The organism is Acinetobacter sp. YH12239 (assembly GCF_013417635.1).
Taxonomy (GTDB): Bacteria; Pseudomonadota; Gammaproteobacteria; order Pseudomonadales; family Moraxellaceae; genus Acinetobacter.
Map to the genome: position 1 here is coordinate 98082 of NZ_VPDP01000002.1, position 25645 is coordinate 123726.

Here is a 25645-nt window from a genome sequence, read left to right on the forward strand (position 1 = left end):
AAAAATTAGCTCTAAATTTAAGAAGCCCATTATGCCTTATTTAAAAGTACAAACAATGACAACTGCCTGTTATTAAAGCTTTCAGAACAAACAAACGTTTAAAACACTATACTTCGTAACTTTGTCACCCAAAAAAAGAAATATTGATAACAAAAAAGCCCACCATTTGGCGAGCTTTTAAATCAACTTAGTGCATCAACGTACACTTCGGTCACTATAGCTGAAATATGCCACAACCCTTGTACAAGGTCAAACATTCATCATTGTCTTTGAACAATATGTTCGTTAGTATTTTTAGTAACCTCATCTCGCTGCTCAATGATGTCTGATTACAAGCTAAACTTAAGTGAATATTTATCCACTGTTCAAGAAGTTATACGGGTCACCTTTGATGAACCTGTTTGGGTCAAAGCAGAGATAAGAAATTTAAATATTAAAAGCGGACATTATTATCTTGAGCTGGCTGAAAAAGAGGAAGGTTCAGACAAAGTGATCGCCAGTTGTAAAGCGACTATTTGGAAGTCTTCTGCTCAAAAGATGGTTCTAAAGTTCGAACGTGAAAGTGGTATTGAGTTATCACGAGATCTTAATGTTCTGATAAAAGTTAAAGCCAAGTTTGACCCTCAATATGGTTTCTCAGTTAATGTAGAAGATATTGATTCAAGTTTTACGTTAGGTGATATAGCACGGCGCTATCAGCAGACATTAGAAAAATTACAAACCGAAGGTCTTGCAGATAAAAATAAACAGCTACCTACGCCGTTTGATATTCAAAATGTCCTGGTCATTGCACCTGAAAATGCTGCAGGTCTAGGCGATTTCAAAAAGGATGCTGACGCATTAGACAAAGCCGGTGTCTGCCATTTCGTTTATCACAGTGCAACTTTCCAAGGCAATACAGCGCCAACAAGTATCCGAGATACTTTAATAACTGCCCTTAAGCAATGGGTCAAAGATTACGAAGTTGCCCCTGATCTCATCGTTCTTATTCGCGGTGGTGGATCTGTAAATGATTTAGCATATTTAAATGATTTTGATTTGGCAGCTCTGCTTTGTAAGCGTTCCGTCCCTATCTGGGTCGGTATTGGCCATGAAAAAGACCGAACGATTTTAGATGAAATTGCACATCGATCTTTTGATACACCCAGTAAAGTCATTGGAGGTATACGTAATTTGATTGTAGAGCGTGTCCAAGATGTATCTGATTCTCTACAAACTATTAAGTTGTTATCTCAGCATCAGATCACGGCGTATCAAAGCCAGAATGATCAATACATAAAGTCAATCAAGACACTGGCGAATAATCAAATTAGTTTAACTAATCGAAATTTAGACTTAATTAAAGACACCACTCAATATTTAGCACAGCAACAGGTTAAGCTGGCTTCTCAGCAAGTTGAATCTCTCATACGCGAAACATTACTTCAGAATCCCAAAAATGTTATGGCCAAAGGTTTTGGTATCGTCCGTAGCCAAGGTAAAGCCATACGTTCTATTCAACAAATATCAGGTGATAGCATTCAAGTAGAATTACAGGATGGTATTATCAATGCCAATGTGACTCAGGTATCTAGCAATGACTAAGAAAGAATTAACGTTTAAAGAAGGCTATGAAATTCTCAAAAAGAACGCCGAGCTCCTTGAGTCTCAAGATGAACCAGATATTGATAATTTGATGAAGATTGTTGAGGAGTCTATGACTGCTTATAAAGCCTGCAAATCACGTGTAGATGCTGTGCAACAGGCTTTAAATGAGACATTTAAGGATTGAAATGCATAATTCACTTGAAAGCTTCTTAAAAAGAATATCTTTTTTCCTTATTTATTTACCAGCACTCATTTATGGTTGCCAAATTGCTTATTTTTCAGGAATAAGTGAACCGTTGGGAATAGACATCTCATCCTTAGGAATGAATTATTTTGAGGTTTCATTTTTTGGTTATTTAAATCTATCTACTACGTTTTTAGATAATTTAAATAAACTAGTATTATTAATTGCATTTTCTATATTGTATTTAGCCATAGCATTTTTATTACATGTTTTGGCGATTCACCCTTCAGAAAAAGAAAATGAAAAATTCAGAGTTGATGCACTATTATCTAGTTTTGAATTTCAGAAACCGATTATTTACTCTAAGTTTGTCAAAATGGTTAATTCATTTTGGTTTACCACTACTATCTATTTCTTTATATTTATTTTTAGTCTATTACTCATTCTTACATTCTATAATAAAGGTAAAAAAGATATTATTTCTACTGTTGATAAGATTAAGACATCTGAAATTTGTGAATACACTACTGGTTATATCAAACAAAATAACGAACAATTCAGAGTCAAACCTATTCTGTGTGGCAACTATAAATGTTATGGAATTAACTTAGATAGACTTGAAGTAATCACTTACCTCCCTGAAAACTATAGTCAATTTTTAAATGTCCCAAATAAATTTAAATAAATGAATACTTCAATAACGGTTAATTAAGCACCTTATTTGGTGCTTTTTTTATATCCAACAAACCCATACCGACTATGCAAAGCAGCTAAACCGCACTTAACATCCATTCTTGAATCAGCTTGCGTGCGATTCTCTCGTACCATTTCAGACCACGAATTCCCATAAAAATAACGATCAATAACTGCATCCATCCAATCATCTAAAATTTCAGATTGTCCCTGCATATCTAATATTAAACGCTGTACGGCGCGTGCTTCATTATCATCAATCTGACACACAATTTTTGTCTGCTTTAATTTTGGTAATTGATAATCACCAGTCAGGAAGTCAACAATGATTTTTGATTCCTGTAGATCGGTCAGTTTTTTCTGTTTTCTTTTCTTAGTGGCATTATCCATGGCCACTGCAATCGGATTAATACTTTGGCTACATGTACCACTAACTGAATTCATCCATGCGCCGAATTGGTGTAACCATCCTTCTAAATCAAAACGTGACCAATCTATTGTTTGAAAAATATGTTGTTTCGTTGCCTCTGCTACAACCATGACTATTCCCCTACCATCTTCTCAATTTGTTGTATCGCTAAACCTGATTTCACTTGTTCTGTACTAAACCGTAATACCTGGTAACCCATCATTGTTGCTGCGTTGTATTTTTCCATATCGCCGATATACCCCTTACCTCTGGTGTGCCTACCTCCACTCCATATTCCACCTTCAACCTCGATCAATATTTTTTTGCAGTTTAGATGGAAATCAGCTCTCCATTTACGTTTGGGATGAAACCTAAACTCTCTCTCAAATTCGATTCTGTGCGCCTTAAGTTGTAAAGCTAATATCGACTCTCCCATACTTTCAATTTGCTTATCACGGCGCGGAGATTTTGACTTAATTAAATTTTTACTTTTTGAGCCGTACAAGCTTTTATATTCAGCAAGGGAAATACTTGTCATACTGATTTTCCAAAAGCGATATCAGCAAATAATTCCCTTGCTGATTTGCTCAATCTGAATCCCTGCGGAGTTTGGCCATCCTTTTCCACGAGCCCCCAATTCGCAAGTCCATTCAAATAACGTTGCAGGCTACGGATTGAAATTCCCATGTTCGGTTGAATCTCATCGAAAATTTGTTTCACAGAGATTCTTCCATTCGTTGAAGACATGATTCTCAAGATCATCAGGTTGGTAATCGTGCGGTCAGCTTCAGTCACGCTACACCTCCCATTAAAACGCCGTTAAAACCTACCTGTTTCAAATAGGATTCCCACTTTTTAGCCTGTTCAGGTTTTTCAAGTTTCATTGAGATTCGAGCTGCAAGTTTTTCATAGGACTCACCTGGCTCAGCGTATTTACCAGCAAAATCTGGATGCTTAGCTAATTTCTGAGCAAACACCTGAATCTGTTTGTCAGTGAGGTATTTTGGTTCTGCAGTAGAATTTAGTTTCTGATGGCCAGTGGAATTTGAGTACTTGGTGCGGTATGCGTTGATCAACCAATCTGCAAAATGGAAATTCATCAGTTCATCACAGAGATTCTTTCCAGCGTTGTATATTTCAAATGCTCGTTTTTCACGATCACCCCAAGTTGCGTTCATGAGCATTTCAAAATCCAAATCAGGATCAGCCAAGAAAATTTCTTCACGAAGTTTTTTAAAGCAAAACCAAGATTTTTTATTTTTAGATTCATTTGAAAGATTCTTTGGTAGATTCCGTGTCCCAACGTTGGGACCCTTTAACGGAATTGTTGGGACTCTTTCATGGAATTGTTGGGACTGTTCCATTGTTGGAACTGTTCCACTGTTGGGACTCTTTACCTCTTCATTTTGATCTTGTAAGGGTGCCGTTATTGGTACTGTTTCGCGACCATTTACTCCGACCAATTGATAGACTTTAACTTGTTTAGTTCTACCTTTGCGTTCACCAGTGTCAATAATCAATCCATCTTCGATTAGCTCATCGATGATTTTAAGTACAGTTTTACGGTCCATTTCCGTATCTTCTACCAATCTGCTCATGCTTGGATAAGCACAATGATCTTCACTGGCACGATCAGCCAGTGAGAGCAATACTAATTTTTTAAGGGGTTTTAAAGCTCCGCCTTTTTTGGTGGGCATTTCAACTTTCCATGCCCATACACTTGCATCCAAGCTCATGGCTTAACTCCCAATTTTACAAGGCCGCGCACTTCCAGCTGACGGACAATCCGAGGTTCTATAAAATCGTTGTTGATTTTGTAGCGAATTCTTGATTTTTCTTTGACTTGAATGAGTTGAGCACCATTCTGCATTTGATGGCGTAGAGCTATGGCTTGCCCCCCCATTTTGGTTGTGTGCTCGAGGAGATAAAATTTCTCTTGTGCCTCAATTGCAGCATTCATTTTTGATAAAGGCATTGCTGCAAGCTCTAAAGCGGTATAGATCCGAACGGGATCTAGTAAATTAATAATTCTTTCTTGAGCGATAAAGGTGGTTTTAAGTTTCTTGCTCATTCATCACCATCCTTTGGCTTCACATAACTGCCAAATGCCATTACTTGATCTGCTTTAATTAAGCTTGAGATAACTTTATGTGCTAACCACATCGTTATACGAAATCGGTATGCCATCTTTTGAGCGAGTTCTTCTTTCGTCACTGCAGCATTGTTTTCGCTATAGCCACGTAGCTTGAGGTTCGTTTGTTTAACTAGATAAACTTCATTTAACAACTGCAGTGTCGGCTCATAGAATGACTGCACACCTTGTTGCTGTTTATAGTCAGGTTGCTTTTGAAATTGAGTATTCATGAAACCTCCGCTAATGCCATTTCAGCATCTGTTAAACGGCGTTTTAATTTGAGCTCTGCTGGTGTTGCCAGTCGGATATCCGCGCGGTGTACAAGTTGGCCACCTTCTAACCAGTAATATTCTGCAGGTTGAAATGCCTCAACCACCATGAGGTCATCAGTTTTGATATGGTTCATGTACACCACGACATCACCAGTCAAGAAGTCTGTGTTTGGATTGTTTTGAATAAGGTCTTGTGATAGATTTGTTTTCATTCATGATTTCCTAAATTATTGAATGCCTAAAAGCCTGACCTCGACCGTCAGGCTTTTTCGTCTACGCATGCATGAATTTGTGAATCCAGCTTTGCTAAAAATAAGTGCAGTTGATGTATGACTTTGGACATGTCCAAGGCTTCTCCTTGTGTAATACGTCCATCTGCCATCATTTCCCTAAATACTGCACATACATCCCCACCACCCTTACCTATGCTTAAAACTAGATCTGTTAGCGCCGTATCTCTACATTCGGGAATCTGAGGAAGATCTATTGAGACCTTTCCGTGTTCAGCATTAAGTGCTTGCAAAATCCTGCAATCCCCTGTGATCGCGATTAACTTTGAAGCTTCGACAAGCGTTAGATGATGTGTTTCCGTATTTGGATTGACTTTGCTGTTCAGCACAGCAGGACTTTTAATACCAAGACGTGGCGCAAGTGCATTTGCTCCGCCTGGATAATCGTGAACTGTGTTATATGCAGCATCAGTGATGTTCATTCGTAATCCCTTTGAACGTGTTTATTATGCTGTTTGAAGATTAGTATCTAGTTCAACTTTTGGTTTTTTAGGTTTACCTATTTGAAGTATTAACTTACGACCGTAATTTGTGCTTAGAGCTGCTATTTGGGTTGAATAGTCAGTTTCACCTGTGTACTCAGAACGAGGTAAAGCTCCTTTTTCTATCCATTTATAAATAGAGCGCTCACTAAGATTTAATGCTGTAGCAACCACTGATACACCGCCAGCATCGTTAATAATCTCTTTGATGTTAATCATTGAAACTCCAATTATTTGAACTATTGGTTCAACAATAACACGAACTGATAGTTCCATCAATATAATTTAAGATTGAACCATTGGTTCACATGGGTATCTTATGACTAGCCGTACAGATAAAGTAAAAGAAGAATTTTCGAAAAGACTTCATATGGCCATGGATAATGCTGGTTATCCAGTTCGTGGACGTGCTCGAGTACTAAGTAAACATTTTTCAGTTTCAGATAAGGGTGCTGGTAAATGGCTAAATGCTGATGCTATTCCTGAAACTTCAAAAATCCCTTTAATTGCTGAATTTCTAAAAGTTAACTCTGAATGGTTAATTTCTGGCGCAGGACAAATGAATTTGCATTCTACGCAAATTTCAAAACATGAATCTAAATATGATAATAATATCACTACCCCATTCCCTATCACTGGTCGTTTAATCCCAGTTATTTCATGGGTTCAAGCAGGATCTTGGACTTCAGTTGACTCAGTACCCAATGGGACTCAATTCGAAGAATGGTTACCCCCTAATCCTAAGTGTGGAAAGAATGGGTATGGATTGGAAGTTGTTGGTGAATCAATGCTTCCAGACTTCCGCCCTGGTGACAAAATTTATGTGAATCCTAACTTTCAAACAAATGATTTAAAAACAGGTGATTTAGTCATCGTCTCTTGTGAAGGCGATCTAGAGGCAACTTTTAAAAAGCTGATTGTTGAAAGCGGCAATATGTATTTGCAACCGCTTAACCCAGACTGGCCTGAAAAAACGATTCCATTGGTGGATGGATGTAAGTTGGTGGGTAAGGTTGTTGGGTTGTATCGGGATGTTTGAAAAGTAATTCACCTGTGACCATGAAGGAATAATAAGCCGCGAGATGCAGTGCTGGTGTTTTATGGGGGAAAAATTGAAAGAAGAAAATAAACAAAATAGCGGTCCAATAAAGCTCGGGACTCTAACCCCTGAACTCTTAAAGAAGTTAAGCGAACAGATGGGAAACAGTGAAAATGGTTTTAAAGAGACACAGCTGTTAAATCTTGAAGCTGCTAGACAACTTGAAGCTCTAGAAAGCTACAATAAAGAGCCGCAAGCTAATCAGCATTGGCGATTAACAACACCAGAAGCAATGCGAGATTTATTTCAAAACACAGAAATAGAGCACGACTATCCAGTTAAACTCACTGAGCCAATAGACTTTAATTTTCTAGAACTGACGATAAATCAAATTAAAGAACTGCCTACAGAGGAACTGTACAAGTTTTTAAGTGGTGAAAGCCATAGCGGTTTAATACGTGAATCTACTATTCAACTTATTAGTAATGAAATTCTAAGTCGGCAAATTAATGAAGCCAGCAAACCACACTGGACGAGTTACGTGGGTTTGTTTTTTTCAATTGTTGCAGCAATATCTGCAATTATAGCTATAATTTATTAAACCGATTGAGTAAAAAACATGGAATCATATCCAGAATATTTATTAAAAAAAACTAAAAATTAAAATGTAGATTACATTAAGCATGTTTAATATTTTGGATAACATTAGTAGAAACCTTAATGATATTTATAATTTTTTTTACTCCTCACCATATTTATGGTCAACACTCGAAATACGACAATATTTCATAGAATTATCTTTAACCACACTTTCATCAAATAAAACAATGTTTTTACCATGACCAAATGAGCTATTAAAAACAATTCCATCGAAACCACAAACTGTTTTGAAAAACTCACTAATAAATTGTGTTGGAATATAATCTAAGTGACTTCTATGAGGTAATATTGCTTTGGATAACTCTTGTGCAAAAATCTCAAGTAAATTTATATGTGTAATACTATCCTCTAAACTTTCGCTTTCTTGTAGAAGAAAAGAAGCTTTTTTTCTTGGATTTGTTAGATCTAGCAGATCTAGTTCCTTGTTTAAATTGAAAGTTGCAATATTAACTAGGCTACCATTACTTGGGCGAACCTCAGCAATACAGGTTTTCTCATCTTCTGCTAAATAAAGATAAGAAATTCCAGCAGGGTTTGCTCTTCCTGGAGTTACTATATTCGCAGGAGGTGCTCGCATTTGTTTAATATCTAGCTTATTTTCATCAACTCTTGCTCGATAAAAGACTCTGCCCGTAGAATAAGATTTTGTTAAAGAATCGACTAATGATATAAAAGCATTTGTTTGCCCATTATTCATTTCTTTGGTATTAGTGAAAATATTCTTATATAGTTCTGTTTGTGGGAAAAATCGGTTTTTTGTTGTGATTTCATTGCGAAATTCATCCCAACTATCTCTTGTTAGTTGAATGTCTGGAACAGAATATTTCTTAGAAAGTAACTCTTGGTTATCACTTAAAATATTAGAAAGTAAATTTTGTTTATCAAGAACTTTTTCTTCAAAAAAACAAAAATCTTCTTCCAATAAAGCAAATAATGGCTTTCCATCATCCACCTCTTTTAAACCGTAAGCAAACTTTTCTACAAACTGGAATATCTCTTTTGGATTTACAGCTTTAACATTTTCAGATTCACAATATGAGCAACTAGCCCTAAAATCACCGTTATGTGTGATGTACTGAGCAATATTTGTTTCATTAAAACATTGTTGGCAACAAACTCTTTCAATTGACATTATTCACTCAATTATTTATTAAGTAATCATTAATAGTTTCAATGTGATGCATAATTGAAATTTTCTTCACCTGCCCTAGGCCAGGGAAATGCTGTGCATTATAAATTCTCTCAAAATCTTGACACGCTGAGGTTTCTAGAAAATTAATTGTTTTACTTCTTTTTTCAGAAATGAACTTACCTAATGCTTCAATGAACTTTTTACCAGGGTTAGCCGGAGTGTCACTTTCATAATTTGAGGAATAGTGACGAATAAAAGCTTCATCAAATTTTTCAGAATTGATATAAGTGATATGTATCGTAACTACATAAGCAGGGCCACCAGATTCACTATATTCTTCACTTAGAATAGTGTAATCACCAAAACCCTTAACATTTCCAAAGCCATTATAGTAAGTATGTAATGATGAAAATGGAGATTCTATAGGATAGTCAGCATTTCTTTTTTGCTTTTTGAAGAAGTCATCATACAGAACTACATTACTTAATCGCTTAATTAAATTTGGTGCTGTTGTAGCGCTAATAAAAGTTAGAATAGCTTCAGATGACTCTTCAATAATACTTGCATTTAGTCCATCAACTAAAAACAAAGCATATTCATTGAATTGAGAGAATAATGAACGTAGATCATCAACACCATCACTCACTGCGAAAATTGGTATAAAGCGCAAGCCTTCTTCTTTACTAAATTCATTGATAATATTTTCACTGCATCCAACTAAATCCCCAACTGTTGGATTCATAAAAACTAAAGGTACGATTTCCTTATCATTTAATTCTTTTATTGTTCTAAAAAGTGGTGCTAGAGAACCTCTTACAGGCTCGATAACGGGACAAAATTTTTTATCAACAGAAAGGTTTGCTAACTCTCTTAATGCTAAAAGCTCATTAAGTTTTCCTCGTAATATTGGATAGTACATTAAGTTTTTCCTCTGTAGCAAAACAGTCTATTAATGAGTGCATCTGAACTTTATTAAATTTATAGCTGATAATAGCATTAACCAAAGAATTTGGCATATGACTTATAAAGTGCTCATTGTTTTTGCGTGACTTCTTTAAAGTTTCAATAAACAACTTATTTAATTTTTTTTCATCTTTGTTTAACTCTAGCCTTTCCAGGCATAAATCAAATAACTGTGTATTTGGAGCCTCTAATACTTGTCCTGTTAAATTTTGAACCAACTCCACATACTCATTCTTACGAAGAGATTGCAATAATAATTTTTTATTCTTTATTTCATTATGATGAGCTTTTCTTATTTCTTGAAAAGTCATTTTTTCTGATAGAAAAATTACACCTATTGATGATTTTGTTTTTTCTAAAACAGACTTTACATGCTTTTGGCTGCAAACAACATATACATCGTCGAAGATTTGAGTATAAGCATCCAATTGGTCATCTAATCTAACCAAAGAGTCGTAATCAGTTTTGATTTCATAGCATGTTGATTTGCCATTCAAAATTACACAATCGGCCTTGTTAGTTCCTACTCTAAACTCAGACAACATAGTAGCTGTGTTTAGAGAGTGACGTCCTAAAAGAATTTTATTGGCTATCAAGTTCTTATAGATATATTCATTAGGATATTGTTTAAGAAGAATTTGATATGTTTTTTCATAAAACTCTTTCAAAGAAAGCTCAGCGTCTTCTTCTGGAAAGAATTTATTTAAAACTTTAAAAATATAAGACAAATCTCCCTCAGCAATGTCAGCTAAGACACCACTATTAAAGATTTTTGACAAAGTCTTATATTCTAAATCCATATCAGAAGCTCAGAAGAATTTCAATACCATTCTACCCATCTTAATGATACTCAATTAAAAGTTGAAAAGTAATCTTGACAGTTTTACTTTTTTTAACTTTACATATACTTTGTATAGTAAAACAACAAAAAGTGTATTATGAAAAAAACAACCATAACCACCCTACTTCTTGCCCTAATCATCACTGGCTGCCAAAAGCAGCCAGCCGCTCTACCTGAAGAAGAACGTGCAAAGATAACAAAGCAGTTTGAAGAATCGGATGAAAAAATTAACGGCTATTTTGATTTATTGGAAAATCCAGATACTTCACAAAAAGTACGCAAACAGATCCTTTGCAAAGACTGGCCTGATATCTATTACAAGCAGTACGTCCCTGCTTTAAAGCAACTTTCACCAGAATATACCGATGAAGAATTAAGTCAGGCACTCGATAGAGCCGTGTACTACTACAAAGAAAAGTATGTGATTGACTGCAATCAGTAAAGTAAAGCTCGTGCCATATCTGGTTACTACTATCTAATCAAGGTCAATCGCAATCCTCACCTGTTATAACTAAGTAGCGCAAAACAAACCAACCGATGCCTATCGATGGGTTCTTTTTGTGTAATAACTCTGTAACAGTGGATTTAAACGTAGTTTTATACCATTTATTATATTTACTCTAATGATTTAGATAATAAAAAGGAAAATAAAATGAAATACGTGTTAGGTGCAACTCTTGTAGCTCTAGCGATCACTGGCTGTACTTCGACTCCAAATAAAGAAGTAACGCGCGAAAACGTGATACGCAATGCCCCTGAAAACACACAAGTTATCAGTTTTGTTGGTCCTAATGATTTAAAACTTTTCCTAAAATCATCTGACCTATTTGAAACTGCACAAATGATTGATGGATCGGGTAAAGTTTATCATCTTAAACATGCTGTTTCTGGTAGTGGAGTTCGCTTAGCGAATGATGATGGTGTTTCTATTCACTTCAAAGGCGGTGAAGGTATTGTCGAGTTTGAAAAAGACAAGCCGATCAGTATTACTGAAGTAAAAAAATAAGGTATCCAGTTAAGATCAACCCACCCTGTGTGGGTTTTCTTTTGCCTATTAAAACATAAAAACAAAACAAAGTTGAACTATTAGTTCTTGACTTAATTGAACCGTTAGTTCATATTTATATCACAGACAACAAAAAAGCACATCGATCTTCGAACCCCGATGTGCTTTTACAAACTGCGAGATCAATTATGAATCTAAATTTCACCCCTTTCAATACCGTCGCGGTAAGTTTATTAGTATCAAGTGTAACGATTGGTGCATTAGTCTTCACTAAACAACCTCAAGCGACAGATTTGAAGCTTAGCTATTCAAGCTATGTACCTAATCAAACATCAGTTGCAGCACTAAAACTGACCTCTGAAACGACTGGCTATGCAGTAGTACGTCTTGATGAATATACGTTAGATGTGTCATTTGACTACGAAAAATTCACGAATGATTACGGCGTACCTGGTAGTGAATTTGATGATGCAATGATTACATCGCTGACGATCGACAAAATTCACGATGTATTAGGTAACTCTGTATCAGATTTCACAGATCACAATGACCATTACAACATTAATCAAATGCTGATTACTCACATGCATAAGAATCGCATGTTAGGGGGTGTGTAATGGCCCTTCCTATCATTGAAGCGAACCAAACATTATTGGTGCAAGCCATCATTGTTTATCTATATGCGGATCCAGGACTTGGCAAAACATCAATTGGCTTTACAGGTGATAAAGCCATTTCCTTTGACTTTGATAAAGGAGCACATCGTACTGGTGAACTTCGTCGTGGTGCAGTAGTTCAAGTTCAACAATGGTCAGATGTAGCAAATCTTACACCTCAAGATTTAGCACCATATAACACAGTGGTTATTGATACTGTTGGCGCCATGCTTGAAAGCATCAAGACGCACTTGGCTTTGAACAATACCAACAAACAAAAAGATGGTTCACTCAAACTTAAAGCTCAAGGCCTGGCCAACAATATTTTTAAGCAATACGTGAACACCTTAATCGCTTCAGGAAAAGATGTGGTTTTCATTGCACATGCTTCTGAAGATCAAAACGGCGATCAAATTGTATATCGTCCTGATCTAGGCGGTAAGAACCGTAACGAGCTTTATCGAATAGCCGACATTATGGGTTATCTAACTACTGTGACCACTGGTGAAGGTAAAAATGCACGTGTCATTAGCTTTAAGCCTTGCCCTACTCATCATGCAAAAAATGCTGGTGGCTTAGGTGGTGAAACTGGTGAGGTGTGGGTACCTGACTTAAAACAGAATCCTACATTCTTGGCTGACATCATTAAACAAGCGAAAGACCATATCAACAGAATGACACCTGAGCAGTTGGAAACCATCAAAGCGGATCAAGACTATGAAAATTGGAAACAAAGCTGCACAGAAGCTCAACATGCTGGGGATTTAAACCAACTCACTGAATCATTACCTCAGGGCCATCGTTACGTAATGGATATGTGGTACGCAGTTCAACGTCGGGCTAAAGAACTAGGCTGTCCATACAACAAAGATGAAAAGAAATGGCTCAATTCACCTGAATTCAATGGCATTTCAAATGAACAACTAGCTCATCTTCAAGACTTTATTGCAGAACGTGGCTTAGACACTAAAACCGTTTGTGAATACTTAGGCTTAGATGCCTTGGCACAGATTGAGGTAAAGCAATTTGCAGCGGTTAAAGTCGAAATAGATAACTATGCGAAAAGTATGGTGAAAACATGAAATTTAATTATTCCTCTATTACCCGAACACTGACAGTGTTCGGGACGCGAATGACCCATATTTTCGAAAATGTTGGTATTGGTGAAATTGATTCTTTGGTCATCAATGCAAAGTTTAAGGAAGCAACTTGGAGAAAGTAATGAAAAAAATTTATGTATCAGATTTTCAAAATGAAAAACAAATACAAACAACAGAGGTGTTTTCATGGCTTTGAAAAGTTTAAAAAATATCAATGAGGATGAACGATCTAAATTATTAAAACCTTTTTTAGATGCTCCAGATGATCAAAAGTTTGGACAAGATTTGGTAGCCCTATATTTAGATTGTTCGCCTTGGACTTTAGCTAGAATGCGCTGTGATGGGTCTGAACTTCCCTACACCAAAATAGGTCGTCGAGTTGCTTATAGAAAAGCTGATGTACTCGCTTTCGAAAAAAGGAGAACTGTGACCTGCACTGCTCAATACGTATAATTAAGAAGGCAGGTTTATCCTGCCTTTAATAGTTTGAGTCTTTCATCCCAGACACTTTCGTAGTTAAAACAATCAATTTTTCCTTGGTATACAGCCTCAATCATATTCATGGAAGCTCTTAATTCCTCCATCGGTATTTGAACATAGCCACCCGTGACATCTAAACGCGGTCTAGCAGTATGGTTAAGCAGTCGTTTAGTCACATAGATGTTAAATCTTAGTAAATTACATATCGTCGCGAAGGTGCGTCTAAAATCATGCATCGATACATAAAAATTAACTTGGGTACCTATTTTCTTGAGTGCAGTATCTACTACAGTAGCGTGAATATTATGAGAAGTTGGAAGTTTAGTCGCTGGGAAGACCCAATCATTTTCTTTTAGTAAGTATCTTTCTTTAAGTATGGATAGTAAGTGGTCCCCTACTGGAAATTCATGATTTGAACCATTTTTCGTATCTCTAAAAATAACTATACCTTCTTTAAAATTTACATCTTCCCATTTAAGACCGCAGACTTCTTGGCGACGGCAACCGGTATACATGGTAAATAGGATGATATCTCTATGCGTGTTGGATCGTGCAGTATTTTCTAAATTGAGCTCATCCTCATAATTTAGAACGGCGTTGTAGTATTTATGAATGATACTTTTATCTAAATGCCTATTACGACTTTCAATTTTATTCCAACCTTTAGTTACCGCAATAATATCTACCGGATTGCTTTTTAAAATTGGGCTTTCATCTGTTGAATAAAGCACATGAATATATTTCCAGACTGTGCCAAGCAATGAAATAGCACCATTGGCTGATGACTTGCTGAGCTCAGATACTTCGATAAATTTATCCAGGACTTCTTTTTTTGTTATTTCAAAGAGCTTACGATCTGACCACTTTAAGTATAAATCAAAGTATTTTTTATACTGCCTAATTGTTTTAGGTTTGAAATCATTTCTATCGATATAAATCTTTAATGCTTCAGCGACAGTGATATTTAAAAAATTATTTACGTTTACTTTTTCATTTGGACTAATGTATTCCCCATTGGAGATTTGAGCCAAAATCATTTGGGCTTTTGCTCGAGCAGAATTTACGGATATTTCATTCGCTTTCCCAATCACGACTCGATAAAGTTTACCCTCGTGTCTACGTTCAACAATATAAGATTTTGATTTCGTGGTGACTCGAATCGCGAAACCGATCAAATCTGTATCTCTGATAATTTTTTGACCAGAATCCGTCAATGGGATAGCATCAACATTAGACTTGTTGAGTTTCATGATTAATCCAATAAACCTTCAGTAAGTTTATTAAATCATGCTTCTCAACAGTCTACAAATAGTCTACACGTGATTTTTTAAGACTTTTATAGCATCGTTAAAGTCGATATAAACCACTAATAAATATATAGTTTTAAATTAAGAATAATCCACAATGGTGCTATAGAAAAAGTAAAATCCACCTAACCTACTTTGGATTGGGAATGTTTGGTGCATATTGAACCGTGCTTAATTTCGAATAGAACTATATTATAAAATAGATAATGAATAGTGATGAGAATGAGTAAGGCAGCTCAAGGCTGCCATTAAATTAATTCAGTGCGATGACTTTAACTAAGATTGTTTGTGATTCTTCAAAGTCATCAAATATTTGCTTTCGATTAAGTTCTTTTGACTTCACTTTAAACTCATGATTCTGGTACTGAATGACTGATGGAATTGAATCGAAATAAGCATAGTCTGCCTCGATGGTTTCTTCAAACAATGGAGTGCCCAATTGATAGTCTTCGCTCTTCAGCACCACATATTTCACAGTCGTTTTCATTTCATACTCTTTTATTAACGCTTTATTTTTAGTTATATCACCTTTTGAAAAGTGTTCAATCAAAAATAGAAACGTTTGACTATAAAGGACTCAATCAATTATTTTTTAACGCCTTTAAGCTTAATTCAAGCAACATGACAAGCATCACCACAAAGAAAAATAGCAAAATAAGACAATAAATATATATTTTTTGATAACTGGTTAACACTTATATGGATTCTATGCTAAATTTAGCATATACAAAAACAACATCTATTTAACTGGTTGATAATAATGAAAGTTCAATTTATATCTATTCTTACTGCTCTTTCACTGAGTGGGTGTATCGTTGTATCCAATAAACCAAATGCAAGTTCTGCAAAAGCTTATGCATCTAATGTTATTGATTTTAAACCTTCAGAAAATGCCAAGCGAATTGAAACACGTGGTCAGGTGATTTGTGAACCATCAAAACCATGTACTGAGTTAACATTTGATTGGAAACAGCAGAGCAATAATTTATTTAGAGTACATACCAATCTATTTGATCGAAAATCTTTTGATATCAAGCAAGTGATTTTCACGCTAGATGGTCAAACTTATCCTTACACAACTTTAACTCAAACCAATACACGATCAGTCAACAATTCCGATCTCATTAACTCTACAAATTACATTGATGTACCAATGAATTTTGTCGTTATGTTTGATCAGTCTAAATCTATCGATATTGCTGTAGTAACAGATCAAGGTGCTATTACGCATAGCATTTTAAAAGATGGGCATGCATCATTTGCCTATCAAACATTTAAAAGTGGCTACCAACAATTTAAGCAAAAGTAAAAAAAGACCCACTATGGGTCTTTTTTAATCATCGATACAAAACTGCAACGTGTTATTAGACTGCTAGGCATTTCATTTTTTAGAATTTTTCGTTAGATTTAACAAATTGTGTACACAGTTATAATAAACAAGACAATAGGTAAAATCATGAAAATCAAACTAGCGCTTATTTCAGCATTGGTTGTATTAACAGGTTGTGCAGGAAGTTATCCAGAACGTGTTGTAACCAAAGGACCTCTCATCTGTGCTACTGATGAAATTTGCCCTGAACTTGCACTACGTTGGAATGATGAAAAGCGTAATGGTTTTAAAATAACTGCAGATGTAAATGACACTGTACAGCACGATATAAAACAATTGAACTTTATTGTTGATGGTCAACCTTATGTCTATTCAACAATTCAACCAACCCAATATGCAACTGTGGCAGGTGTAACAAATTCATCTAATTTTATTATCGTTCCTGTAAGTTTTTTAAACTCATTTAGAGATGCAAAACAAATTGATCTAAAAATTGTGACAGCTAACGGCGAAGTGACTCGTCCAATCTTGCAAACTGATGGTCAGAAATCTTCTGCTTACTTAACCTTTATCAAAGGTTATACAGGTCAAACTATCGAATAAATGCATTATTCATTAAAAAGCCAGTTCGTTGAACTGGCTTTTTTTTAAGACTTACAACTTTTTTGATAACTTGTTCCTAAATCTTGGAATGATCGATCAAAAGAATTTCTCATTTTTCTTGCAAACAATGCTTCTTCCTTTGCTTTAGCCATATGAATATTCTTTTGTGCTAATCGTTCTAAAGCATTTAACGCATCTGCATATTCACAAGCTCTTTGAATGATCAACGAAATATTCTGCTTACTATCGACCGATTGATGTAATCGAATTTGACTCGCTTCAATTTCGTTATAAATTGACTTCACTTCAATATCAAATTGAGATTGTGTTAAGCCATTCGCATAACTATACGATAATCCGCATAAGACCATCGCCCCAACCAATATCCTTATTTTCAATTGAATTCCCCATAAAACGTTCAATTGCAATTTTAAAATTATATTAAAAAGCCAGATCAATCATCTGGCTTTTTACATCATACGCTTTTTAACTTTGGTTAAATTGGCTCAAATGGCGCAACAACGTCGGCATTTTGGGCACGATGACGCATAAAGTGATCCATTAACACGATTGCAAGCATCGCTTCAGCGATTGGTGTCGCACGAACACCCACACAAGGATCGTGACGACCTTTAGTAAGAACATCCGTATCTTCACGATTAATGGTAATTGTTTTGCCTGGTGTGGTAATAGAAGCAGTAGGTTTTAGTGCAATTGATACACGAATATCTTGACCACTTGAGATACCACCTAATATACCACCAGCGTGATTCGCTAAGAAGCCATCAGTTGTCAGTTCATCACGTGTTTCATGACCAAATTGTTCAGCCACGCCAAAACCATCACCAATCTCTACACCTTTAACTGCATTAATTGACATCATCGCATGAGCGATATCAGCATCTAAACGATCGAAAACAGGTTCTCCCCAGCCTACGGGTACTTTTGAAGCAATAATTTCAAGTCGTGCTCCACAGCTTGTGCCTTTTTCACGCAAAGACGTCACAAGTGCTTCAAAACGTGGTACAGCATCTACATCACCACAAAAGAATGGATTATTCGGCACTTCATTCCAATCTAATTTTTCTGTTTTTTCAGTTCCAATTTGTGTTACATGCCCACGGATTTCAATACCAAATTTTTCAAATAAGAATTTTTTAGCAATTGCTCCCGCTGCAACACGCATTGCTGTTTCACGCGCGCTTGAACGACCACCACCACGGTAATCACGGAAACCATACTTTTGTGTATAAGTATAGTCTGCATGACCTGGACGGAAAGTTTGTGCGATATTACCGTAATCTTTAGATTTTTGGTCTGTATTACGAATTAAAAGACCAATGGATGTCCCAGTGGTTTTACCTTCGAACACGCCTGAAATAATTTCAACTTCATCTGGTTCTTTGCGTTGTGTTGCAAATTTAGAGGTACCTGGTTTACGACGATCTAAGTCTATTTGTAAGTCCTCAGCTGATAACTTCAGACCTGGTGGAACTCCATCTACAATCGCCATCAAACCAACGCCGTGAGATTCACCACAAGTTGTTACACGGAACAATTGTCCAATACTATTGCCAGCCATGTTCAACAACTCCTTTATACTTGAACAGATTGAATGAATAAATCATGATATTGACGGCATTGTGCTGCAGTCAGTGCAAAAATACCTGACCCACCACGTTGGAATTGCAACCAGTAGAAATCAACAGTATTAAAGTTTTGCTTCATTGCCCATTCTGAGTTGCCCACTTCAATGACGATTAAACCATCTTCAGTTAAATAGTCTGCGGCTTGAGCCAGCATTTTACGCACAAGATCCAAACCATCTTGACCCGCTGCCAATGCCAATTCTGGCTCGTGATGAAACTCATCTGGTAAATCTGCCATATCTTCAGCATCTACATACGGCGGATTAGAAACAATTAAATCGTATTGATTTTCGGCAGGTATTTTAGCGAAAAGATCAGATTCCAATAAAGCGACTTGATACTGTTTATTGTGATGCTCACAGTTGATTTGTGCAACTTCAAGGGCTTCTTTTGAAATATCAGTAGCATCGACTTCAGAATCAGGGAATGCATATGCCAAAGCAATCGCGATACAACCAGAGCCAGTACACATATCCAAAATACGCTGTGGAGTTTTAGGATTTGGATTCTCTGGCAAATTATTGACCGCCTCACCCATTTCGCCATTTTCAGTCAAACAATAAGGTGCAAAACGATTTTCAATCAGCTCAACGATTGGTGAGCGTGGAATCAGTACACGCTCATCGACATAAAATGGTTTACCAAAGAAATAAGCAAGATTTAATAAATATGAAGTAGGAACACGGTCATTGATACGACGTTCGAGTAAGCTCAAGAATTCCGCAACTTCGCTTGGCAGTAATTTTGAGTCTAAAATCTCAGCATCGGCATTCCAGTCCAGTGACAGAGTTTGTAAAACTAAAGCAGAACTTTCAGCAAAATAATCTTCAGTACCTTGACCTAAGTGTGCATCGTATTGACGTAATGCTGTAACTCCAAAACGAATAAAATCTCGAATAGTTGTTAAGTTTTCAGCGGCTTCCTGTAGATGTTCAGGGCTAATAGTCGGTCGATCCACTTAAGGCGTCTCCAAGGTCGAATTTTTAAAAACGGTCTATGATACCTTGTTTTGTCCTATTAATAAAAAGTTCTATCCGTGTTATTCGGCAAATTTGTATTGAAAATTTGAATAGTTAGAATTATCTATTGAATAAGGTCTACTCATTCAAGTTTTAAAATAGCGAGAAAGTTGATTAAAACTAACGATATTGAAAATAATCGTGTATACTCGAAGCCAACTAGAAAATTTATGTTGTTTCATTAAATCTTTTATTTCGCAGTGTTAGTCATAATCCTACGTTTGGTTTCAGATTTTAAGTTTCATTTTTTTTCCAAGTTACATCATTGAGTTCAAACTCATAACATTAAAGTTTTATTAGGATTCCTATTATGTCTAATACTGTTAAAGGTACAGTTAAATGGTTCAACGAAACTAAAGGTTTCGGTTTCATCCAACAAGAAAACGGTCCTGACGTTTTTGCTCACTTTAGCGAAATCAAAGGTTCAGGCTTTAAAACTTTGGCTGAAGGCCAACAAGTTGAATTCAGCGTAACTCAAGGTCCTAAAGGTCCTAACGCTGTTGACATCGTAGCAGTTTAATTAACTGTTAAAAAAAAGCGGGCTTTGCCCGTTTTTTTTCGTCTCTCTAAAAGTTCACCCGACTTGAAAAAGCAAATTTAGACTCAAACTAATAAAAGTTAAAGTGAATTTCAAAAGTTAAAGTATGAGTTATAAACACAATAATTTAATGGCAATGCGTCAAAATTACTGGAGTGATGATTCTTCTCCTCGTGTCACAACAGAAAAACAATTTCTTAAGCAATTTTTGATGGATCATCAAATTTTTGAAAATCCAAGTTCGGATGATGTTAAATATTTTGTCTTCAGCTTACCTAGCGTCATTATTATCAAAGCATATGCCCTTGGATTTATTCATGAAACTGTTGTCAACTTAATGAAATTATTCATTTCAGAGTATCGCGTGTCCCTGTCTGCTCGAGCTCAACTCCCAGTTAAATATCGACTTTAAAAAGCTTAGGCTATTTAAGTTTGAATAAATTGACCATTTATACACCTGATATTGAAATACTTGAACTATTTTAATACGTTCATAACATGTAATATTCAATACAATGATTTCTCTGCGCGATTCGCTTAAAGGACCTAAACTTCATGTCAGATCAGAATGAAAAGCTTAAACAATTAAAAACTTCTTCAATGGATCGCCGTCTTTCGATTGCGAAAGCTTCTCTACTGGCTGGCACACGCTGGGCTGCTTCAAGTGCGAGTTCTATTTTTTCAAGCGAAGAAGAAAAAGAAAAAAAACGTAAACAAGCGATGAAAGAACAAGCTGACTATCTCGTTGCTGAAATCGGTAAATTAAAAGGCTCAATTGTCAAAATTGGTCAAATGATGGCGTTATATGGTGAACATTTTCTACCTGAAGAGATTACGCAAGCCTTAAACACTTTAAATAATCAGACCGTTGCCCTTGCCTGGCCTGCGATCCATGAGCAACTGCGCAACCAACTTGGCTCTAAACTCGATGATCTCACCATTGATCATGAGCCTTTAGGCACCGCATCATTAGCGCAAGTTCACCGTGCAACACGTAAGTCTGATGGTCTTGAATTGGTGCTCAAAGTTCAATATCCAGGTGTAGCAAGCGCAATTGACTCAGATATGAGCTTGTTTAAGAACATGCTAAAACTTACACGTATGGTTCCTCAAACACGTGAATTTGATCAATGGTTTGATGAAGTTCGCGAAATGATGCACCGTGAAGTAAATTACAAAATTGAAGCTGAAACAACACGTCGTTTTAGAGCGCGTTTAAAAGATGATCCGCGTTATGTTGTTCCACAAATTATTGATCAATATTGTACAGATCAAGTGCTTTCTATGACTTTTGAGCGCGGTGTTCCGATTAATAGCCCAGTCATGCTTTCACTCCCTCAGGAACGTCGCAATAAATTAGGTGAAGCATCGCTTGAAATTGCCGTTCGTGAAGTGTTTGAATGGGGCGAGATGCAGACTGATCCTAACTTTGGTAACTACCTAGTACGCTTAGGTGACGGCGCGCAAATTGAAGATAAAATCATTCTTTTAGACTTCGGTGCGATCCGTCAATTTGATGATCAACTCCTCAAGGTAGCTCGTAATTTAATTACCGCGGGCTATCATCATGATGCTCAAGCCATGGTCAATGCTATGACAGGTTATGAGTTTTTCGATGCAATGCCATTAAGCATTAAACCTGACATGGCAAAAGTGTTCCTTCTAGCTACTGAAGCTTTTAGTACTTATAGCAATAATCCAGACCTACCAACAGGCATTATGGATGAACAGCAGCGCTATGATTGGAAACAAAGCCAGCTGCATAGCCGTGTGATGCAACGAGCATCCAAGTCGATGGCATCGCGCTATTTTTCAGTTCCACCAAAAGAATTTATGTTCATCAGTCGTAAGTTCATAGGTGCATATACATTCATGACTGTGATCGAAGCAAAAACAAATGTACGTAAAATGATCCAATCATATATTTAATGAACTAAGACCATAGTGATCTATCGTGTCACTATGGTCAATTTATTAAATAAAAAATTTAATTACTAAAAAGAATATATCTTAAATTTCATTAGAATACCTATTCAATTACCATTTATCTGTTTGGTCAAAAAAGTCTTTTAAGCTAGTCATTTTCGACATAGTCATTTCACTAAACACATGTCACGATCTTGTTGTATAAAAAAACCATCAGGGAATTTACAACAATGAATGATATCGCAAACAAAGCGCAAGGTTTAGGCTTAGCCTTGATCACTAAGCTCGCAGGCAGTGATTTAATCGATCAATTAAAACTAAGAAAAATTATCGAACGCTCGCTTTATCAAGGCTCTAAGGCTGGATTTAAAACCTTGGGCTCTACACAGAAAATTTTTAAACAAAAATCCAATACTCCCACTCAACGCCTATCCAATCAGCAGAAAGGTTTATTTGATCTCAGCCTTTCTGAAGAACAACAGATGACTGTTGATGCGATGCAACAATTTGCTCATGAAGTTCTCTACCCCCTAGCACATACAGCCGACCACCAAGCTACTTTTCCAGAAAACTTATGGACTCAATTTAAAGATTTAGGTGTCAATTATTATGCATTGCCTGAACAATACGGCGGTGTTGCTTCAGAAAAGAATGTGGTTACAAATGTTCTGATCGCAGAGCAACTTGCACAAGGTGACTTCTCATTAACAGCTACATTACTCTCCACGTTCTCAGTCATTAATGCAATTACACAGTGGGGTTCAGCAGAGATTCAAAATAAGTATTTGTCGGCATTTAGCGAACAAGATGATCTATTTGCGACTTTTGCTGTTCAGGAAAATACACCTGCTTTCAACCCTTTCCAATTAAAAACAAAAGCGACACGCCAAGGCGATCATTTTGTCATTAATGGTGAAAAAACTATCGTTATTCTAGGTGAGCATGCAGATCTTTTATTGGTTTCCGCAGATTTAGATGGAACAGCTCAAGTTTTCATTGTTGAGCCAAGTGAAACCATTTCATATAAAGCTAATCCAGCAATGGGGCTTAAAGCAACTCAATCTGTGAGCCTAAAATTTAACAACACACCAGCATTTAAACTGAGTGAGCAAGATTTCGATTACTCAGCATTCATTGACCTGGGTAATTTAATGTGGTGTGCAATAGCAGTGGGTACATGCCAAGCGGTTAAACAATATTGCATTCAGTATGCCAATGAACGCACTGCATTTGGTGAACCAATATCCCACCGTCAAAGTGTTGCATTTATGATCGCGGATATGGCTATTGAAATTGATGCTATGAAAATGTTGGTTTTGAATGCTGCAAGCCGCGCAGAATCAGGTTTAAATTTCCATCGTGAAGCATACTTAGCACGAATTTTGTGTGCAGAAAAATCAATGAAAATTGGCACTGATGGCGTACAACTCTTAGGTGGACATGGCTTTACCAAAGAACATCCAGTTGAACGTTGGTATCGGGATTTGCGTGCTACTGCCATTATGCATTCTGGTTTACATGCTTAATCAAACAATAAAAATTTAAGGTCAAAGATGATGAATTTAGAAAATCCGAAAAAATTTAAAATGCTTGTTGATCAAGCTCACCAAACAGCGTTAAACGTGCTTCGCCCTATTTCACGCAAATATGATAAAGCTGAACATGCTTATCCCAAAGAACTCGACATGTTAGCATCCCTATTGGATGGTATGAATGAAGGTGGCGATGGTATGAATGCTGGCGCTGCCGTCAATAAACGTGGAGATACGACTCAAGGCAACAAAAATGGCGTGAACATGTCTACTGCTTTAGGTGTAATTGAGATGTGTTATGGCGATACTGGTTTATTACTTACCATGCCTCGCCAAGGATTAGGTAACTCTGCAATTGCTGCTGTAGCCAATGAAGAGCAACTTGAGCGCTTCAAGGGAACTTGGGCTGCGATGGCAATTACCGAGCCAGGCTGTGGATCTGATTCTGCAGCAATACGCACCACAGCGACTAAAGATGGTGATGATTATATTTTAAATGGCGAGAAAATTTTCGTCACTTCTGGCGAACGAGCTGATTCAGTCGTGGTTTGGGCAACACTCGATAAAAAACTTGGGCGTGCAGCAATCAAATCATTTGTTGTTCCTAAAGGCACGCCTGGCATGACCGTAGAACGTCTTGAACATAAACTCGGAATTAAAGCTTCAGATACTGCTGTCATTCGCTTTATCGATTGTCGCGTCCCTGCTGCAAATTTATTAGGTAATGCTGAAATCGATGTTGCAAAAGGTTTCGCAGGCGTCATGGAAACTTTTGATAATACACGCCCTCTTGTGGCTGCAATGGCAGTTGGGTGCTCTAAAGCGTCTTTAGAGCGTATCAAGGAAATTTTTAAAGACCAACTAGATGCTGAATATGCCGCTCCTTACCTTCAATCCTCAAATATTGCAGCTCAGATTTATCGCATGGAAGCAGAATGGGAAGCTGCACGTTTATTAACCCTAAAAGCTGCATGGATGGCAGACAATAAAAAGCCTAACTCGCGTGAAGCTTCTATTGCAAAAGCGAAAGCTGGACGCATTTGTAATGAAATTACATTGAAGTGTGTCGAACTTGCTGCAAGTGTAGGCTACACCGAAGATGAGTTATTGGAAAAATGGGCGCGCGACTCCAAAATCCTAGATATCTTCGAGGGCACACAACAAATTCAACAGCTTATTGTTGCGCGCCGTGAACTTGGAAAATCATCAAGCGAATTGAAATAAATCACGTTGAATTAAATTCAACTGCGATGAAACTTAGATATACTCTGTGAAAATTTACTAAGTTTCATCGATTATGTACTTTATTCGAACTATTCAACCCCAAGATAATCCCCATATTGCAAAAATCATCCGTGAAGTCTCAGTGGAGTTTGGTCTCGCTGCTGAATCAGGCTTCGCAGTTGCAGATCCAATTCTAGATCAACTCTATGACGTTTATACACAACCTCAATCGATATATTGGGTTATTAGCAATGACCAACACGAGGTCTTAGGTGGTGGAGGCATTGCACCTTTGCTGGGCGACGAAAACACTCTAGAGATACAAAAGATGTATTTCATGCCCTCAATACGAGGTTTGGGTTTTGCAAAACAAATTCTAGAAAAATGTATCCAATTTGCACGAGATCAGGGTTACACGCAAATTTATCTCGAAACTACAGCATCTCTCTGGCAGGCTGTAAAATTATATGAAAAATTAGGTTTTCAACATCTACAACACCCATTAGGAAATACTGGACATAGTGATGCATGCGAAATACGCATGTTAAAAGTATTATAAAAAAACCGACCCATGGTCGGTTTTTTTATT

The 25645-nt window shown here is 36.7% G+C and carries 36 protein-coding genes; 19 read left to right on the plus strand and 17 right to left on the minus strand.

The window, feature by feature from the left end; translation table 11 throughout:
- Nucleotides 1–321: 321 nt before the first annotated feature.
- From xseA to FTV17_RS02505, 3 genes are read left to right on the plus strand one after another with little or no spacing between them, the layout of a single operon-like run.
- A complete protein-coding gene (gene xseA, locus FTV17_RS02495; protein WP_179998040.1) occupies nucleotides 322–1584 on the plus strand; it encodes an exodeoxyribonuclease VII large subunit in 1263 nt (420 codons plus the stop codon).
- The gene (xseB, locus tag FTV17_RS02500) at nucleotides 1577–1771 is read left to right on the plus strand and encodes an exodeoxyribonuclease VII small subunit (protein ID WP_179998041.1); all 195 of its coding nucleotides are present in this window, start codon (nucleotides 1577–1579) and stop codon (nucleotides 1769–1771) included. The genes xseA and xseB overlap by 8 nt, the downstream gene beginning before the upstream one ends.
- A gap of 1 nt (nucleotide 1772) precedes the next feature.
- On the plus strand, nucleotides 1773–2456 hold the full coding sequence (locus FTV17_RS02505) for a hypothetical protein (protein ID WP_179998042.1): 684 nt from the start codon (nucleotides 1773–1775) through the stop codon (nucleotides 2454–2456).
- Nucleotides 2457–2488: 32 nt separating this feature from the next.
- On the opposite strand, the gene FTV17_RS02510 is transcribed toward FTV17_RS02505, so the two are convergent.
- The 9 genes from FTV17_RS02510 to FTV17_RS02550 are packed head-to-tail and all read right to left on the minus strand — an operon-like array spanning nucleotide 2489 to nucleotide 6270.
- Nucleotides 2489–3004, minus strand: coding sequence for a hypothetical protein (locus tag FTV17_RS02510; protein ID WP_179998043.1), 516 nt, complete (start codon nucleotides 3002–3004; stop codon nucleotides 2489–2491).
- Between the two features lie 2 nt (nucleotides 3005–3006).
- Entirely contained in the window at nucleotides 3007–3411 is a 405-nt protein-coding gene (locus FTV17_RS02515; protein WP_179998044.1) for a DUF559 domain-containing protein, read from the minus strand.
- A complete protein-coding gene (locus FTV17_RS02520) occupies nucleotides 3408–3668 on the minus strand; it encodes a hypothetical protein (protein WP_179998045.1) in 261 nt (86 codons plus the stop codon). The genes FTV17_RS02515 and FTV17_RS02520 overlap by 4 nt, the downstream gene beginning before the upstream one ends.
- A complete protein-coding gene (locus FTV17_RS02525; RefSeq protein ID WP_179998046.1) occupies nucleotides 3665–4609 on the minus strand; it encodes a helix-turn-helix domain-containing protein in 945 nt (314 codons plus the stop codon). The genes FTV17_RS02520 and FTV17_RS02525 overlap by 4 nt, the downstream gene beginning before the upstream one ends.
- On the minus strand, nucleotides 4606–4944 hold the full coding sequence (locus FTV17_RS02530; RefSeq protein ID WP_179998047.1) for a hypothetical protein: 339 nt from the start codon (nucleotides 4942–4944) through the stop codon (nucleotides 4606–4608). Before FTV17_RS02530 ends, FTV17_RS02525 begins: the two co-directional genes overlap by 4 nt.
- Nucleotides 4941–5237 carry a hypothetical protein gene (locus tag FTV17_RS02535; RefSeq protein WP_179998048.1) on the minus strand — a complete coding sequence of 99 codons (297 nt, stop codon included), beginning with the start codon at nucleotides 5235–5237 and terminating at the stop codon, nucleotides 4941–4943. Before FTV17_RS02535 ends, FTV17_RS02530 begins: the two co-directional genes overlap by 4 nt.
- Nucleotides 5234–5491 (minus strand): hypothetical protein, encoded by a 258-nt coding sequence (locus tag FTV17_RS02540; protein WP_179998049.1) that lies wholly within the window; start codon nucleotides 5489–5491, stop codon nucleotides 5234–5236. Before FTV17_RS02540 ends, FTV17_RS02535 begins: the two co-directional genes overlap by 4 nt.
- Nucleotides 5492–5538: 47 nt before the next feature.
- Nucleotides 5539–5991, minus strand: coding sequence for a phage regulatory CII family protein (locus FTV17_RS02545; protein ID WP_179998050.1), 453 nt, complete (start codon nucleotides 5989–5991; stop codon nucleotides 5539–5541).
- 24 nt (nucleotides 5992–6015) lie between these two features.
- Nucleotides 6016–6270: a hypothetical protein gene (locus tag FTV17_RS02550; protein WP_179998051.1), complete on the minus strand. Its 255-nt coding sequence runs from the start codon at nucleotides 6268–6270 to the stop codon at nucleotides 6016–6018.
- 100 nt (nucleotides 6271–6370) lie between these two features.
- Here FTV17_RS02550 and FTV17_RS02555 point away from each other — a divergent pair, with 100 nt between their 5' ends.
- Nucleotides 6371–7090, plus strand: a complete 720-nt coding sequence (locus tag FTV17_RS02555) for a LexA family transcriptional regulator (RefSeq protein ID WP_179998052.1) — start codon at nucleotides 6371–6373, stop codon at nucleotides 7088–7090.
- A gap of 61 nt (nucleotides 7091–7151) precedes the next feature.
- Nucleotides 7152–7691 (plus strand): hypothetical protein, encoded by a 540-nt coding sequence (locus FTV17_RS02560; protein WP_179998053.1) that lies wholly within the window; start codon nucleotides 7152–7154, stop codon nucleotides 7689–7691.
- 138 nt (nucleotides 7692–7829) lie between these two features.
- Here FTV17_RS02560 and FTV17_RS02565 read toward each other — a convergent pair whose 3' ends face one another.
- Genes FTV17_RS02565 through FTV17_RS02575 form a run of 3 tightly spaced genes read right to left on the minus strand, consistent with a single transcriptional unit; the run spans nucleotide 7830 to nucleotide 10645 of the window.
- Nucleotides 7830–8882 (minus strand): RES domain-containing protein, encoded by a 1053-nt coding sequence (locus tag FTV17_RS02565; RefSeq protein ID WP_179998054.1) that lies wholly within the window; start codon nucleotides 8880–8882, stop codon nucleotides 7830–7832.
- 7 nt (nucleotides 8883–8889) lie between these two features.
- The gene (locus tag FTV17_RS02570) at nucleotides 8890–9801 is read right to left on the minus strand and encodes a sce7725 family protein (RefSeq protein WP_179998055.1); all 912 of its coding nucleotides are present in this window, start codon (nucleotides 9799–9801) and stop codon (nucleotides 8890–8892) included.
- Nucleotides 9770–10645: a sce7726 family protein gene (locus tag FTV17_RS02575; protein WP_179998056.1), complete on the minus strand. Its 876-nt coding sequence runs from the start codon at nucleotides 10643–10645 to the stop codon at nucleotides 9770–9772. The genes FTV17_RS02570 and FTV17_RS02575 overlap by 32 nt, the downstream gene beginning before the upstream one ends.
- A 138-nt stretch (nucleotides 10646–10783) precedes the next feature.
- Between FTV17_RS02575 and FTV17_RS02580 the strand changes: the two genes are divergently transcribed.
- The 6 genes from FTV17_RS02580 to FTV17_RS02605 all read left to right on the plus strand — a co-directional run bounded on the left by FTV17_RS02580 (nucleotide 10784) and on the right by FTV17_RS02605 (nucleotide 13901).
- On the plus strand, nucleotides 10784–11128 hold the full coding sequence (locus FTV17_RS02580; RefSeq protein ID WP_179998057.1) for a hypothetical protein: 345 nt from the start codon (nucleotides 10784–10786) through the stop codon (nucleotides 11126–11128).
- Nucleotides 11129–11338: 210 nt separating this feature from the next.
- Nucleotides 11339–11692, plus strand: coding sequence for a hypothetical protein (locus FTV17_RS02585; protein WP_179998058.1), 354 nt, complete (start codon nucleotides 11339–11341; stop codon nucleotides 11690–11692).
- A gap of 188 nt (nucleotides 11693–11880) precedes the next feature.
- A complete protein-coding gene (locus tag FTV17_RS02590) occupies nucleotides 11881–12309 on the plus strand; it encodes a hypothetical protein (RefSeq protein WP_035265477.1) in 429 nt (142 codons plus the stop codon).
- Nucleotides 12309–13430 (plus strand): ATP-binding protein, encoded by a 1122-nt coding sequence (locus FTV17_RS02595; protein ID WP_179998059.1) that lies wholly within the window; start codon nucleotides 12309–12311, stop codon nucleotides 13428–13430. The genes FTV17_RS02590 and FTV17_RS02595 overlap by 1 nt, the downstream gene beginning before the upstream one ends.
- A complete protein-coding gene (locus tag FTV17_RS02600; protein ID WP_179998060.1) occupies nucleotides 13427–13570 on the plus strand; it encodes a hypothetical protein in 144 nt (47 codons plus the stop codon). The genes FTV17_RS02595 and FTV17_RS02600 overlap by 4 nt, the downstream gene beginning before the upstream one ends.
- A 64-nt stretch (nucleotides 13571–13634) precedes the next feature.
- Nucleotides 13635–13901 carry a helix-turn-helix domain-containing protein gene (locus FTV17_RS02605; RefSeq protein WP_179998061.1) on the plus strand — a complete coding sequence of 89 codons (267 nt, stop codon included), beginning with the start codon at nucleotides 13635–13637 and terminating at the stop codon, nucleotides 13899–13901.
- A gap of 14 nt (nucleotides 13902–13915) precedes the next feature.
- Here the strand turns inward: FTV17_RS02605 and FTV17_RS02610 are convergent, their stop codons facing one another.
- Together FTV17_RS02610 and FTV17_RS02615 are read right to left on the minus strand one after the other, a co-directional pair.
- Nucleotides 13916–15178 (minus strand): tyrosine-type recombinase/integrase, encoded by a 1263-nt coding sequence (locus FTV17_RS02610; RefSeq protein WP_179998062.1) that lies wholly within the window; start codon nucleotides 15176–15178, stop codon nucleotides 13916–13918.
- Nucleotides 15179–15488: 310 nt separating this feature from the next.
- A complete protein-coding gene (locus FTV17_RS02615) occupies nucleotides 15489–15722 on the minus strand; it encodes a hypothetical protein (RefSeq protein WP_179998063.1) in 234 nt (77 codons plus the stop codon).
- Between the two features lie 273 nt (nucleotides 15723–15995).
- Here FTV17_RS02615 and FTV17_RS02620 point away from each other — a divergent pair, with 273 nt between their 5' ends.
- Together FTV17_RS02620 and FTV17_RS02625 are read left to right on the plus strand one after the other, a co-directional pair.
- Nucleotides 15996–16544 (plus strand): hypothetical protein, encoded by a 549-nt coding sequence (locus FTV17_RS02620; RefSeq protein WP_179998064.1) that lies wholly within the window; start codon nucleotides 15996–15998, stop codon nucleotides 16542–16544.
- A gap of 147 nt (nucleotides 16545–16691) precedes the next feature.
- Nucleotides 16692–17168: a hypothetical protein gene (locus tag FTV17_RS02625; RefSeq protein ID WP_179998065.1), complete on the plus strand. Its 477-nt coding sequence runs from the start codon at nucleotides 16692–16694 to the stop codon at nucleotides 17166–17168.
- Between the two features lie 44 nt (nucleotides 17169–17212).
- On the opposite strand, the gene FTV17_RS02630 is transcribed toward FTV17_RS02625, so the two are convergent.
- The 3 genes from FTV17_RS02630 to prmB form a co-directional block, all read right to left on the minus strand.
- Nucleotides 17213–17566, minus strand: a complete 354-nt coding sequence (locus FTV17_RS02630) for a hypothetical protein (RefSeq protein ID WP_179998066.1) — start codon at nucleotides 17564–17566, stop codon at nucleotides 17213–17215.
- A 98-nt stretch (nucleotides 17567–17664) separates the two neighbouring features.
- A complete protein-coding gene (gene aroC / locus FTV17_RS02635) occupies nucleotides 17665–18750 on the minus strand; it encodes a chorismate synthase (RefSeq protein WP_035263593.1) in 1086 nt (361 codons plus the stop codon).
- Nucleotides 18751–18764: 14 nt separating this feature from the next.
- Nucleotides 18765–19775, minus strand: coding sequence for a 50S ribosomal protein L3 N(5)-glutamine methyltransferase (gene prmB / locus FTV17_RS02640; protein ID WP_179998067.1), 1011 nt, complete (start codon nucleotides 19773–19775; stop codon nucleotides 18765–18767).
- A gap of 371 nt (nucleotides 19776–20146) precedes the next feature.
- Here prmB and FTV17_RS02645 point away from each other — a divergent pair, with 371 nt between their 5' ends.
- From FTV17_RS02645 to FTV17_RS02670, 6 genes are all read left to right on the plus strand, one after another.
- Complete coding sequence (locus FTV17_RS02645) at nucleotides 20147–20356, plus strand: cold-shock protein (protein WP_035263597.1); 210 nt, start codon at nucleotides 20147–20149, stop codon at nucleotides 20354–20356.
- 124 nt (nucleotides 20357–20480) lie between these two features.
- Nucleotides 20481–20786, plus strand: a complete 306-nt coding sequence (locus tag FTV17_RS02650; protein WP_179998068.1) for a hypothetical protein — start codon at nucleotides 20481–20483, stop codon at nucleotides 20784–20786.
- 143 nt (nucleotides 20787–20929) lie between these two features.
- Nucleotides 20930–22303 (plus strand): AarF/ABC1/UbiB kinase family protein, encoded by a 1374-nt coding sequence (locus tag FTV17_RS02655; RefSeq protein WP_179998069.1) that lies wholly within the window; start codon nucleotides 20930–20932, stop codon nucleotides 22301–22303.
- Nucleotides 22304–22530: 227 nt separating this feature from the next.
- On the plus strand, nucleotides 22531–23826 hold the full coding sequence (locus FTV17_RS02660) for an acyl-CoA dehydrogenase family protein (RefSeq protein WP_179998070.1): 1296 nt from the start codon (nucleotides 22531–22533) through the stop codon (nucleotides 23824–23826).
- Between the two features lie 30 nt (nucleotides 23827–23856).
- Complete coding sequence (locus FTV17_RS02665; protein ID WP_179998284.1) at nucleotides 23857–25056, plus strand: acyl-CoA dehydrogenase family protein; 1200 nt, start codon at nucleotides 23857–23859, stop codon at nucleotides 25054–25056.
- 73 nt (nucleotides 25057–25129) lie between these two features.
- Nucleotides 25130–25615 carry a GNAT family N-acetyltransferase gene (locus tag FTV17_RS02670; RefSeq protein ID WP_179998071.1) on the plus strand — a complete coding sequence of 162 codons (486 nt, stop codon included), beginning with the start codon at nucleotides 25130–25132 and terminating at the stop codon, nucleotides 25613–25615.
- Nucleotides 25616–25645 lie beyond the last annotated feature (30 nt).